This is a genomic window from Nitrospira sp. (assembly GCA_016715825.1).
Lineage (GTDB): Bacteria > Nitrospirota > Nitrospiria > Nitrospirales > Nitrospiraceae > Nitrospira_D.
In genome coordinates this window covers 299140-312714 of record JADJXO010000002.1, presented here as the reverse complement: position 1 = coordinate 312714, position 13575 = coordinate 299140, and the positions used below count along the sequence as shown (strand labels likewise).

The window sequence follows — 13575 nt, the reverse complement described above, 5'->3', positions numbered from 1 at the left end:
TGAACAGAAAAGGAGCCCCACCGCACCTGTTAGCCAGCGAGGCAGAAATCCGAGCATTGCTGCAACAGAAAGACTTCCTCAATGATTTTGATGAGAAATACCCACATGCGCCACACCAGGGTCTTCCCAGAGGACAATACAATTCATGAAGATGCTGCGCAGTGAGCTTGGTGGCCTTGTGCCCGCATCCGGACCATCTCGCGGATTGGCTGAATGGTGTCTACGACGGAGGCAAAAGAAAAATCGCGCAAGAGAGATTGGAGCCGCCTCTCCGTTCTCTTGAGGTTCAAATAGTGGCGGACTTGTGAAACCAGAGGCCCGTCCATTCGAGGCTGATCCGGGTCAATCTCCCAAGGATGAAGATACACGACAAATTGATTGCCTGTTTTCTCAAACTGCTTCAAAAACATTCTCGACGCTGAATAGGGGAGGAGGCGAAAATACCCTCCCCCAGCAATAGGGAGCTGAATCCCCCATAGATTTGCCGTAGACAAGGCAACTTCAAAAATGTTTCCCCCTGTCGTTATAATCTCGCGCACACTGGACTCGCTCATGACTCTTTCCGAACGTTGGAGTCGTGCATAGATACTAGAGTCGTAGAGATAGCCCTCTTCCGCTAGAATTGCGAACGCCCACGGAGTCCGATCAGTAATCGAGAAACTTGGAGCACGATAGCCGAATACGCTCTTGCCCGACAAGTCTTCCAAAATGTGCTTTGATCGCCTGATGTCCTCCCGGAACTCACCTTCCGTCTGATGAGTCACTAACTCATGTCCGTAACCATGCGAGGCAATTTCATGCCCATGTTTCGCCAACACTTTGACCAACTCCGGATGGCGCTCCGCCACCCATCCCAGCACAAAAAATGTAGCCTTTGTTCCGGTCTGTGCCAGGATCTCCAGGAGCCGGAGTGTATTAGACTCCACACGACTTTCCAGTCGGTCCCACTGTTGTCTTCTCGCATCGGACCAAAAGGCCGATACTTGAAAATGTTCTTCGACGTCAAACGAGAGTACATGCCGTCCCGTCCTCTCCTGATGTTCCTGGCCGAGAGCCATCACTTCGCCCCTTCCCCGAGCAATATCGTTCGCATTGTCTCGACGAGTATTCTCATGTCAAGCATAAAAGATAGACGCTTGACGTAATAGAGGTCATACTGAAACTTCATATGGGCATCTTCCGCAGAGGCGCCATATCGAAACTTAATCTGAGCCCATCCCGTGATTCCTGGCCGTACCGTATGCCTCAAGTCATAATATGGAATGATTTTGCGCAAATCTTGGACAAACATCGGTCGCTCTGGGCGTGGACCAACAAGACTCATCTCCCCTCGTAGCACGTTGATGAGCTGCGGAAACTCATCGATACGAAACTTTCGCAGCAATTTTCCCATGCGAGTGATTCGAGGGTCATCTGTCTGAGCCCACTGGGCGCCGGAGCTCTCAGCGTCTTGTTTCATTGATCGAAGTTTCCAAATCAGAAAGGGGCGTCCGCGCAATCCCACACGAAGCTGACGGTAGATGACCGGCCCCGCAGATTCAGCTTTAATCAGAAGTGCCACCAGTATGAATAGCGGGGACAGCACCAGCAACCCAACGGCTGAAACCGATAGGTCAACGAATCGCTTGGTAACACGGGTTACCGTGCTCTGCTTGAAACCAGTTGAAAAAATGAGGTTGCTTGGACGGAGTGAATCAATGGAGAGCCGACCAGAAACCTCTTCAAACAATTGGTGCCCATCAAGAACGTCTATCCCCATTGCCTTCAGATCGAGAAGCTGTTCAACCGGCAGGACGGACCGGCGATCCTCAAAACAAACCACGATGGTATTGACCCGCTGTTCTTCAACGACTCGTGCCAACTGCTCGTGGGTGCCGATTAAGCCTGGTATTTCATGGTTTCTCTCTATTCGATCATTTTCCACGACCAGCGCCCCAACAATCTCCATGAGGTCTAGGCGCTCGGAGAGTACGAATTGATAAAGCTCCTTAGCAAGCTTCCCACCCCCCAAAATGAGCATCCGTCTTCTGGAATGCAGCGAATTCCATTTTGGATATGAATCCTCTGTGAAGCGGCACAATTGCTGATCAAGATCTGCAACCGCCTCTTTGTTTATCAGCTCAACTGTTCTTAGCGGCATAGTGGTTCTCATAGGAGAGATAGGGGGTATAGTCCATCTCGACATGCGTCAAGACAACTCCGCCGGTGTCGCTCTCGACACCAAGATGTCTCACTGCTTTGCGTGCCATGTCCTGGCTCGTCAAACCAGCTCGCACGACGAAGATCACCTGATCCGCCATGCTACTAAGAACATTGGCGTCTGCCAGGACCAACGCAGGCGGTCCATCTAAAATGACATGGTCATAGCGGGTTTTTAGCTGCGGCAAGACCTGCTTCACGTACTGAATCCCTAAAATACTGGCCGGTCTCCCCTTGGCATTACCACATGGCAAGATCGACAGCGGGATGTTTTCATAGTGATGAAGACAATGTTCAAGAACTTCCTTTCCCTGCTCTGCCTCACTGAGACCAGGCTCCATCGAAATTTCCGCATATTCGTGGACCATAGGCCGCTTGAAATCACAGTCGATCAAGAGAGTAGATTTCTTCAGGTCATGGGCTAGAATGTAGGCAAGATTGACTGCCGTGGTCGTTTTTCCCTCACCCATGGTACTGCTGGTGATAAGAGTGACCACTTTCTCCTTTTCAGCCGTCTTCAATAGGAATCGCGTAGAGGCCACTCGATATTGCTCTGCAATTATAGTCTGTGGCGCCCACTTTGCGATCAACTGCATATTAGCGGGCAGGCCTGTGTCTGCGGCGCGCTTGCTACCGGAGTTCGTACGTTTCCCGTTTTTTCCGTACTCATAATAGTCTGCGGCACTTCCAGAGGTTCCAGCGCCGCTCTTGGGCCCTGTAAGTAGCGCCTGTGAGCGGATTGAGCGCATTCCTGTCATCCCTGCCGTAAAAGGAGGTATCGACGCGAGAACGGGAAGGCCAAGCAGGCTTTCGATTTCCTCAGGCCGGTGGAAGCCCCTCTTGAGAAGCTCTAGTCCAACAGCTCCTCCAAAACCTAGAGCACACCCCGCTCCAAGTCCACCGAGGAGGAAATGTAGGAGTGTCGGAGGCTCCGGGGATGAAGGAAAGTTAGCCGGTTCGATGATTCGGTACTGTTCACCGAACTGACGGGTCTCATAGTTTTCAATAATTTGTGCATTTGTTCGCTTATCAAGAAGAGATTGATACCCCTTCTGGAGATTTTCATAGTCTCGAACTAGAACTGCAAGCCCCTGTTCAGCAGCCGGCGTACGGGCGACATGGGTTTCCAGTACCCTAATCTGCTGAACTGTATTGGCTTGTTTCTGCCTGAGGAACGCAATTTCACTCCTTACTGCATCATGCTCCTTTTTTAGTTCGATCAAGAAAGGATCGCTTGCTTTACGGATTTCTCGACGGGCGCTCTCGTTCTCCCCTGCCGCCTCTCCGTTACCAGGCTCGACCACCGTTGGTTGATCCTTATCTGACAGTACGAGTGCCGATTCCAGCCTGCGAATTTCTTCTCGAAGGTGCACCACATCCGGGTACGTGTCCTTATAGATGACCAGAAGTTCGTTTAGGTTTTTCTTCAACTCTGCTAATCGCGCACGACGGGGCTCGACAGGCTTTGAGATATTTATCCGACGGCTAGCTCCCTCAATCGAAAGCACCTCCGTCGACTCGAGACTAGAGAATTCCCTGATGGCTCTCTCTAAGGCAGTAAGCCGTTCTCCTGCTTTATTCAGTGACTCAGTGGTACTGGTAAGGTCAGCCTGCAATCGATCGAGGCTGCGCAAGTTGGCATCCAATTGTGCTGGTAATTCACCCGTATGAGCCTTCTTAAATTCTGAGATCGTGTGTTCCTTCGCCTCAAGCTCCCCCTTTACTCGCTCAAGTTCGCTGGATAGGAATTTCGCGGTTGTCTCAATGAGTCCTTCACGGCGTTTCGCATTGTCCTCCTGCAGCATAACCGGCAAAAGAGCCAGAACGCCTTGAGCTATCAGAGGATCAAAGTGCACATAGGAAATCGCAATGCCAATTCCATCCTTGGATCTTGAGAGCGTGATGTCCTTGCGAAGGCGATTGATCGAAGACTCCGCTGGCGCACCTCCACTGACTGGATAGGGCTTAATCTTCTCAATGATGGGGAGTAATACTGACTTGTTCGTAAGGGCCAACGTGACCTGTTGCATGGCAATAGCTGCTTGGTCGTCCAGGCCTCGTCCCTCTGGTCCTCCTAAACCTTTCACGTAATCCTTTGCGACTTTTGGACTATCAACCGTCATGACAACAGAGGATCTATAGGTCTTCGGAAACCATTTCCACGATCCATAGGCCAGAGGAACACAGACCACCACGCAAGTCAGGATCCACCATTTTCTCTTAGCTAGTATTAACAGCAGATCTTCTTGTGTCAGCGATCGCATCATGATCTAGACCTTAAGTGAAGGAGTTTTTAGTAGAATGCCTGAGTCAAAAATATCTGAGCTAGGTTCCTGTCTAACTCAAATATTTGTGACCCAAATCTGTTATTAAATCGTGAATAGCTGTAGATCAAAACGACGTACGTCTTTGGCGTGACCTTATAACTCATCCCTCCGGATCCACTATACGAGGTGTATGAGATTTCCGATGAAGATGATGAACTACCTCCACCCAATTCATTCCCTCGGCCATAATTTAGACCTACAAAGGCCGAAAGATTCTCGATGAACGTTCGTTGGGTTACCGTGAAGTTGACTGCGTGAGTAAGAATTGGGCGCCCTACGAACTGCAATGACGGTGTGAGGCCCACGTTGTAGGAAAGGCGCCAAGATCTTACGGTATCGTTCCAGAAGACGGTCAGGGAACCGCCAGGTGCGATACTGGAATTTCCTGAACCAGAATTATCATTTACCTTCTGAACGCCTACTGTAGATCGCAAGGTCACTTTCTTAGTAAACATGTGATCCCACCCCACGAAACCACCATACCCTGAAAAGGACTGCGTACTGCCGGAGTCTGCCTTGGATCCTAAAAACGATGCCGACACGGTATCCTGCAACGAAATCCTCTTCCCAAGCCCCACCGCATACGTTTGGAATGTGGTGTTCAGTAACGCACCATCTAATACACCCTCTTGTTGAATCTTTGGCTCGCCAAAATGCGTAAGGCTGTTCAGATAGCGAGCCGTGAGGTCAAGGCTCTGACTTACGGGAACCGCAAGTGCTACGGAGACGCTGTTGCTATGTGTATTTGCACGAATAGCCTGAAACCCTCTTAGGAGTGGATTCACTTCCTGTGTGTCTAGATTCCCCGTCAAGAACGCGAGTGGCTCTGGGGTAAAAACATAGGAGTCCGCCACGGTAAACCGAGTCCCAGGCCAGAATTGACCCAGGAACTTACTTGCGTCAACAACCAGCCCTACATTCGCGCCCACGTTATTCAATTCACTGTTCTTGGCAAAAAATTGACCGATCGCTCCAACTCGTGTGTTCAGCGAGACCAGATCGCCTCCAAAAAGGACTCGTGCCTGAGGACTCACGGTTGTGACAAAATCGTCTCGGTCAAGCCCCGGAGTCTTGGGCGCAAAAAACACGTTGCTGTCATATCGCTGACCAACAGTAACCATTGGCACAATATGGAAACCACTAGCCGTTCGCATCGAACTTGGATCCGTCGCACTCTCAAAACTAGCCCCTGGTATGGCTCCTATCGATCCACCCCCTCCTCCCATGCCTCCCATGCCCCCCATGCCCCCGATCTGGGCTTGACTTGGGGACCATAACCCAACGCCTAGTCCAAGAGTGATGCTTGCAATTGGCGCAAGCAGCCATCGTGTACGCAATTACGGCACCACAATGACATCGCCGCTCTGCAGAATGAAGTTTCCCGGCACGGCGGTGCCCTTTAGAATGTCGGTGTAACTCACGGGAATTTCAATCTGTCGCTTTTCCTCATGCCCTTCGGAACCGGTGCTGACATTGCGCAATACCTTGATCTTGTTCTTGGATGCAAACGGGGCAAAGCCGCCGGCCAGCGAGATGCCCTGCATCACATTGGCATAGGACTTCAGCGGATACTTGCCTGGCCTCACTACTTCTCCCAACACATAGATGAAATAGCTGTTCACTTCTTTTACTTGTACAGTGACAACTGGTGATGAGACGTATTCTGTAAGCCGTTCCTTGATGTGTTGGGCTAGGACATTGGCCGTATGTCCGGCAGCCGGAACATCACCGATCAACGGCATGGTGATCGTGCCATCTGGACGAATCGTTATCTCGCCTGATAGATCAGGACTTTTCCACACAGTTACTTTCAGCACATCCTCCGGTCCAAGAAAAAAATCAGACGGTTCAATCAGGTCGACTTTGTAGGTCACCTTTTCATTGGCGCATGCCACCGCACCGAGTGTTATGCCGACGAGGAGAATCGAACTAAGTACTGTGCAAGATTTATCTCTAATCGCCATGAGGAACTCTTTCTTTTTGAGGACTGATATTTGCGAGTCAGTCCGTTACGCATATCATGGACAACAGTGCTTCTCTAACAATCTCCCCTGGCCTCCTCGATCAAGGCAGTCCGCAGCGCTGCGTAATCAAGCGCAAGCTCCGCGAATTGTTTTTTCAGTCGTTGGTAGTCTTCCTCTAATGAACGGAGCCTCTCTCTATCATCTAGTTGCTTTGCATTACCAAACTTTGCCCGCCACCGGTAGAGAGTATTTGGGGAGATCCCGTGTTTCCTGGAAACCTCGCGGACCGGACGACCGGCACTTACCTCTGCGAGCGCAGCTCTTATATGCTCCTGGGGAAAATGCAACTTAGACATCACAACTTCTCAACATTTTGTGGACAAAGTTTCATGGACATACTTTGGGAATCTTGCGAGCGGCAGGCTCACTAGATGGGAACGACTTCGTCAGCTTCGATATGAATGAGCGCCGCCTGCTGAATACATGACGCGCGAATCACCAACCCATGCTGTTTGGTCTTCCTTACGAATTCTCCCCTGAGTCCAGCAAGGGGGCCCCGTACTACTTCAACCGAAATTCCTTCGACGAGATAATCACAAGGTTCAATTGGGCGATCAGATGAGACGATCTGCTGAAGAGCTATGATCTCTTCGGGTCGGATGGGTTCTGGTTTCATGATGCCAACAATACGAGCGACACCCGGTGTCTTGCGAATGGCTAAGCTCCGATCTAATCCGAACCTAGCGAAGCAGTATCCACGAAAAAGAGGTGATACCGTCCACACTTTCCGGTCAGACCATTGACGATATTGTCTGGTGACCGGCAGAAACGGCTCTATCCCTGCTGCCAGCAGTCGGTCTCGAACCTGCTTCTCTTGGTGGCAGTGTGTATGAAGGGCATACCATCGTAGCTCTGCCTCGACCGCTGGGGCCTCTTCTTGCCTCATCATCTGCATTTCTTGATAGCTGGTACGCATAGCTTCGCCCCATTGGTCCCAGTCTATTGCTTCGACCACCTAGCTTATTCGGTACCAGGGCTAAAAAACTGTATGGTTCTACACATAGATCCATACAGCCCCATTTATGCCAGAGACTACCTTCATGGACCATGGGCCGAATGTATAATTCTTGTGCCTCCCCCACCAGCACATTCGTCCGCACAAGTCGGTTCATTTCGCCTATGGACATGTAATCATGATATTTATTTTAAGTATGTATAACAATTACTTATGTTAATCACAAATGAAACGTTCTCCTTGTACTCGCACCAACTATCTACGCACGGGAGCATGGATCAAGATCTCAACCGGATAGCCTAACCACATACAGAGAGACGATAGCACCTATCGACCTATACGAAAGCGTGATGGCATTAGGCACCGGACAAGATTAGATTCTAATGCTATTTAGCTCGACCATATGGATCTATCTATGGTAGATTCACTTGTACCCATCCAGTAAATACTAGGTCGTGCCTGATGGAGCCCTACTATGTTTGTGTAATAAGGGCTGGATCTGCCATCGCGTAGAATCACGGCTAGCGAACAAGGCCCAGAGAATCAGATCTTATCTCATGACCGAGTTACGCCCTATATTTGGAAGCCTCTCCTCACTGACAACCTCACGTCCTGACATGTGAGATTGATAGGAAACACCATGACGAATTCCGCAGTTCCCACCCTTACCGTAGCTATCGTTAGTCGGCATCATCTTCTGTTGCTCGGATTGCAGAAGATGTTCGAGAGTAAAAGAACGGAGCATCTGCGGGTCGTAGTGCATCAACATCAACGGATGACGCCAGCAGTCATACTCCCAGAAAACCGTCCCGACGTAATTATTCTTGACATGGAGACTGAACGGGACACGCTCGGTACGATCAGACATTTAAGAGAAGCTGCCCCTCTGTCAAAAATTATGCTGTTGAGCGGATTCGAGGACAAGGAGAGCACGCGCGAAGCTGTGGATTACGGGGTTGATGCTGTAATCCTGAAGATTCAACCCCCGACGGTTGTGCTCGCAGCCATTGAAGCGCTATTACCCGTTGGCCCTCATGCTAACCCCGTGGAGGGTGATGTGGGAAAGTTCGCAACCCCGACAAGTGTCGTCGGGAACACAGCCTCTACAAAACCTGGCCCCGCAGTCTGGCCTGCTGAATTGACCCAGCGCGAGCGAGAGGTGATCAGATTGGTTGGTCAGGGGCTGTCGAACAAGGACATCGCGAACCAGATGTCTATCTCTGACAACACAGTCCGTCATCATTTAACCAGTATTTTCGACAAGGTCGGTGTTCCCAATCGACAGAAACTCTTGGTCCATGCGCATCATATCCGCTCCACACAGGTCTGACCGACTAACTGGAATCACTCCAAACTCTTTCTTGGTATCACCATTCGAAGTCGAATGCTGTACACCCTACTAGGGTGTGGCTCTGTTGCTGATCCAAACATTACCGGTAACGGAGTTAGAGGGTAGCCAGGTTAACTGCTTTGACAGGCTTCATCATGAGAGGGTACCTTCTGTACTGATTCGGAAGAGAGTTTCCCAGGAGACGATCACAGGGTTACGACAGAATTAGGCGGAGACTGCCTGTGAAGATTTCCCGTGAGAGTTGGCATCTTCGCTTCCTATGGCCCCGCAACCATCGGCAGGATTCGGACCTGCCGACCTCCCCATCATATGGTAGTAGAGCACAGGAATGACGACGAGGGTCAGGAGCGTGGACGCCCCGACCCCGAACAGCAAGGAGACGGCCAACCCTTGGAAGATCGGGTCGAGAATGATGACAAAGGCACCCACCATCAGGGCTGCGGCGGTCAGTAGGATGGGGCGGGTCCGGATGGCTCCGGCTGTGATCACGGCTTCCGACAAGGATACCCCTGCTCGTTCTTGAAGTTGGATGAAATCGACGAGGAGGATGGAATTCCTCACGATGATACCCGCCAGCGCGATGAATCCGATCATCGAGGTGGCGGTGAAGTACGATCCGGTCAGCCAGTGTCCCGGCAGAATGCCGATCAGCGTCAGTGGGATCGGGGCCATGATGATCAGCGGGGTGATGAAGGATTGGAACTGTCCGACAATCAACAAATAGATCAACAACATAGCCACAGCAAAGGCAATCCCCATGTCACGGAACGTTTCATAGGTAATGTGCCACTCGCCGTCCCATTTCATGGCAAGCTTCTCTTCCGACCAAGGCTGCGAAGTGTAGTATTGTTCGATCTGATAGCCTTCCTCAGGTCGGAAGCTCTTCCAACTTTTTTCCGACTCCGAGCACGCCATAGACCGGACTCTCAGCTTGCTCCGCTCCGGGACCGCCGACATCGGCAAGCACATAGACCACCGGCTTCTGATTCTTATGGTAGATCGCCTTGTCCTGGACCGTCTGCTCGATGGTAAGCAGTTCGGATAGTTGGACGATGCCGCCTGTGTTCGTGCGCATCCCGATCTCTCCCAGGTGCTCCAAGCCCGTCCGCTCAGCAAGCGGGAGGCGCAACACGATTTGAACCGGACTCTTCTCCTGAGGGATATGGACCAACCCAACCTTGGCTCCCTGGAGCGCCATCCGGAGGGTATGGACGATGTCCTGGCTGGAAATCCCGGCGAGGGCGGCCTTTGCTCGATCCACCGTGAAGACATATTTTGCCTGCTCCTCTTCAATATAGTCATCCACATCCACTACTCCGGACGTGTGTTCGAACAAGGTCCGCACCTCACGGGCCACCGCAAGCTGTCTGTTGTAATCGGGACCGTACACCTCCGCCACGAGCACCGACTGCACAGGGGGGCCGGGAGGCACTTCGACGATCTTGACGTTCGCACCAAACTCCCGAGCGATCTCGTGCACAGATGGCCGGATCCGCTGTGCAATTTCATGACTTTGGGCGTCCCGCTCGTGCTTCGCGACGAGATTGATCTGGATATCCGCTTCGTGAGGGAGTTCCCGCAAGTAATAGTGACGGACCAACCCGCTGAAGTTAAAAGGCGACGCCGTGCCGACATAGGCCTGATAGTCTCGAACCTCGGGAATGGTCCTGACATAGCGGGTCAATGCCTGCGTCACACGAGCGGTCTCTTCGAGTGTCGTTCCCTCCGGCATATCAACCACCAGCTGGATTTCACTCTTATTATCGAACGGAAGCATTTTGACGACGACATGACGCGTGTAGAACAACAGGGTCGATCCCACGAGCAACAGGCCGACCACCCCGAGAAACGTATAGGCCAGAAGGGGATAGGCCAGTAACGGAGACACGATGCTTCGATAGATGCGAGCTGTGAATCCTCGTTCGTCCCCCTCATGGTCGACACCGGCCACGACGGCTCCTGGGCGATAACAGGTCTGGCAGAACCAGGGAATCACGACGAACGCGACGAGAAGCGAAAAAAACATGGCGATGGAGGCGTTGACGGGAATCGGTCTCATGTAGGGGCCCATCAAGCCGGAGACGAAGGCCATCGGTAGGAGTGCGGCAATGACGGTGAATGTCGCCAGGATGGTAGGATTCCCGACTTCATCCACCGCCATAATGGAGGCTTCGTGATGCGACGTATGGCGCAATTTCAGATGCCGGTAGGTGTTTTCGACGACGACAATCGCATCATCCACGAGAATACCGATCGAAAAGATTAGGGCAAACAGCGTGACGCGGTTGATGGTGTATCCAATCATCATCGAGGTGAACAAGGTGAGTGCCAAGGTCAGTGGGATTGCAATCGACACGACGAGGGCCGGCCGTAGCCCCAAGGCGACGCCGAGGAAGGTGACCACCGCCACGACGGCGATAAGCAGATGCCACAGCAATTCATTGGCCTTTTCCTGAGCCGTCTCACCATAGTCACGAGTGACGGTCACGTGCACATCCGATGGAATGACGAGGCCTTTCATTTCATCCACTTTGCGGATCACATCGGCGGCGACGGTCACGGCATTCACACCAACCTGCTTCGCGATTGCCACCGTGACCGCGGGAAATTCGTGAAGCGTATCTCGTGCAGTGTCGTTCGTAGGCTCCGCTTCACGCTTCACGTCCGACGTTTCACGGGTACCTCCAGCGCCAAGACCGTGCCAGACATAGCTCGTCGCTTCCGCTGGGCCGTCGGTCACCTCTGCCACTTGACGAAGATAGACCGGTCGCTGCCCGCTGACACCGACGACTAAGCTTTCCAGATCGTCCCGCGACCGGATGAAGCGGCCGGTCTCCACGAGGACACTTTGATTGCGGCTGTCAAAGCGACCCGTCGACAACGCGCTATGCTCCCCACGGACCACGTTCGCAACTTGCAAGGGCGTGAGTCCATACGCCTTCAGGCGAGTCGGGTCTATTTGAATCCCGAGTTCACGCGGCCGCCCGCCGACGATAAACCCGGCCGATGTGCCGGAGACCTTCTTGACTTCCTCTAGGACCTGTTCCGCGAGGCTATGAAGCTCAAAGTCTCCATACCGCTCACTGGAGAGGGTGAATGTGACGATCGGAACGTCATTCACATCCTTCGGCTTGACCAGAAACGGTTCGGCACCCGGCGGTAACAGATCTTGGTTCGACATGAGTTTGTCGTAGAGATCGACCAGACTCTGCTCCATCGGCTGCCCGACGTAGAAGCGGACGATGATCAGCGCACCACCGGGGCGTGAAATGGAATAGACGTATTCGACGCCTTTGATCTCGGAGAGTTTCCGCTCAAACGGCTTGGTGAGTTGCTCTTCGACGACTTTGGCCGAGGCACCAGGAAATGGCAACCAAACATCGGCCATCGGCACCACGATCTGCGGCTCCTCCTCACGAGGAGTGCCGATCACCGCAAACAGGCCCAGCACCAACACACCGACCATGATGAGCGGCGTGAGCTTACTGTCGATGAAGAGGGCAGCGATGCGGCCACTGAGTCCTGGGCGATAGTTCGTCATGCGTCGTTCGTATCTCGACTCCGAGTTTCAAGTTCAAAGTTTCATGTTGATCAGAAACCAAGCACTTGAAACCTGAAACATGAAACTCGAAACCGTTCGCCGATACGCTTCACGGTGCCCCCGTCGGCGGCGCTGCCACCGTTTGGGTGATCTGGACAGCCGCTCCGTCAACTCCCTGGCTGCCGTCACTCAAGACTCGTTCACCCTCGTTAAGACCTGATAGGATTTCCACCTGGTTCTCAAAACGCCGGCCGAGTTTGACCCAACGAAGTCTCGCGACCCGATCCGTTCCTACCGCATAAAGACTGGTCAGTTCGCCCCGTTCGACGACGGTTGCCGATGGAACGAGCATCGTTGGCGTGGTCCCCTTGTCGAGCTGGAACCGACCGAACATGCCGGTCTTCAGTCCTTGAGTGGTGGGTAACTCAACTTTGACCATAAAGGTATGGGTCCTCGGATCGCCGGCAGGAAGTATCTGACTGACCGTGCCGTTCAAGACATCTCCTTCTAACGCATCAATGACCACAGGAATTTTGTCGCCGTTAGAAACGGCCTTCAGATCACCTTCCGCCACAGTGGCTTCCAACCTGAGGCGCTGAGGATCTTCTATCTTGAGCAGTGGCTGGCCCGGGGAGGCTAATTCGCCTGCTTCCACGTTTTTTTCGGTGATGACACCATCGAACGGCGCCCTCACCACCGTATAGCTGAGCTGCGCCTCCACTGCCTTACGGTTGGCTTCTGCCACTCGGTAGCCCCTGGTCGCATTCTCCATCTCCTGTTTTGACACGGCATCTTGGGTATACAGTTGGTCCATACGATCGAGGTGGGCTTTCGTATTTTCGACGTCGGCATTGGCACGGGCCAAGTCTGCCTGAAGGTCACGACTATCCAGCCGAATCAGCACCTGACCCTTAGAAACCTTCGTGCCTTCCCTGACGAGGAGCTTGTCGATCGTGCCTTGGATGCGGCTGGAGAGCGTGGCCTGAAAAATCGCAGCGACCTGACCGGTCACTTCAACACGGATCGGCACCGCGGTCGACTTCACCTCGACCACCGAAGCCTGAATGGTCTTTTCTGGAGCGGCCGACACCACGGTTGTGGCCGGTTCCTCCTTGGGCCCACAACCGGCCAGAAGCACGACGGCAACGAGGAGGTGCATCACGGATCTGCCCGTCATC

At 52.7% G+C, this 13575-nt stretch carries 9 protein-coding genes and 1 pseudogene; 1 reads left to right on the top strand and 9 read right to left on the bottom strand.

Going from position 1 to position 13575, the window contains the following annotated elements:
- Positions 1–143 precede the first annotated feature (143 nt).
- From IPM58_07570 to IPM58_07540, 7 genes are all read right to left on the bottom strand, one after another.
- Positions 144–1058, bottom strand: a complete 915-nt coding sequence (locus IPM58_07570; GenBank protein MBK9306932.1) for a DUF3473 domain-containing protein — start codon at positions 1056–1058, stop codon at positions 144–146.
- On the bottom strand, positions 1058–2020 hold the full coding sequence (locus tag IPM58_07565; GenBank protein MBK9306931.1) for a TIGR03013 family PEP-CTERM/XrtA system glycosyltransferase: 963 nt from the start codon (positions 2018–2020) through the stop codon (positions 1058–1060). The genes IPM58_07570 and IPM58_07565 overlap by 1 nt, the downstream gene beginning before the upstream one ends.
- A 100-nt stretch (positions 2021–2120) precedes the next feature.
- On the bottom strand, positions 2121–4466 hold the full coding sequence (locus IPM58_07560; protein MBK9306930.1) for an AAA family ATPase: 2346 nt from the start codon (positions 4464–4466) through the stop codon (positions 2121–2123).
- Positions 4467–4492: 26 nt separating this feature from the next.
- Positions 4493–5680: a hypothetical protein gene (locus IPM58_07555; protein ID MBK9306929.1), complete on the bottom strand. Its 1188-nt coding sequence runs from the start codon at positions 5678–5680 to the stop codon at positions 4493–4495.
- Between the two features lie 183 nt (positions 5681–5863).
- Positions 5864–6490 carry a polysaccharide biosynthesis/export family protein gene (locus tag IPM58_07550; protein ID MBK9306928.1) on the bottom strand — a complete coding sequence of 209 codons (627 nt, stop codon included), beginning with the start codon at positions 6488–6490 and terminating at the stop codon, positions 5864–5866.
- Positions 6491–6564: 74 nt separating this feature from the next.
- Positions 6565–6846, bottom strand: a complete 282-nt coding sequence (locus IPM58_07545) for a transposase (protein MBK9306927.1) — start codon at positions 6844–6846, stop codon at positions 6565–6567.
- Between the two features lie 71 nt (positions 6847–6917).
- Entirely contained in the window at positions 6918–7466 is a 549-nt protein-coding gene (locus IPM58_07540; protein MBK9306926.1) for a hypothetical protein, read from the bottom strand.
- 679 nt (positions 7467–8145) lie between these two features.
- On the opposite strand from IPM58_07540, the gene IPM58_07535 reads away from it, so the two are divergent.
- Positions 8146–8835: a response regulator transcription factor gene (locus IPM58_07535; protein ID MBK9306925.1), complete on the top strand. Its 690-nt coding sequence runs from the start codon at positions 8146–8148 to the stop codon at positions 8833–8835.
- Positions 8836–9060: 225 nt separating this feature from the next.
- Here IPM58_07535 and IPM58_07530 read toward each other — a convergent pair.
- Both IPM58_07530 and IPM58_07525 read right to left on the bottom strand, forming a co-directional pair.
- A pseudogene (locus IPM58_07530) lies at positions 9061–12397 on the bottom strand (efflux RND transporter permease subunit).
- Between the two features lie 109 nt (positions 12398–12506).
- Positions 12507–13574, bottom strand: a complete 1068-nt coding sequence (locus IPM58_07525) for an efflux RND transporter periplasmic adaptor subunit (GenBank protein MBK9306924.1) — start codon at positions 13572–13574, stop codon at positions 12507–12509.
- Position 13575: the final 1 nt, after the last annotated feature.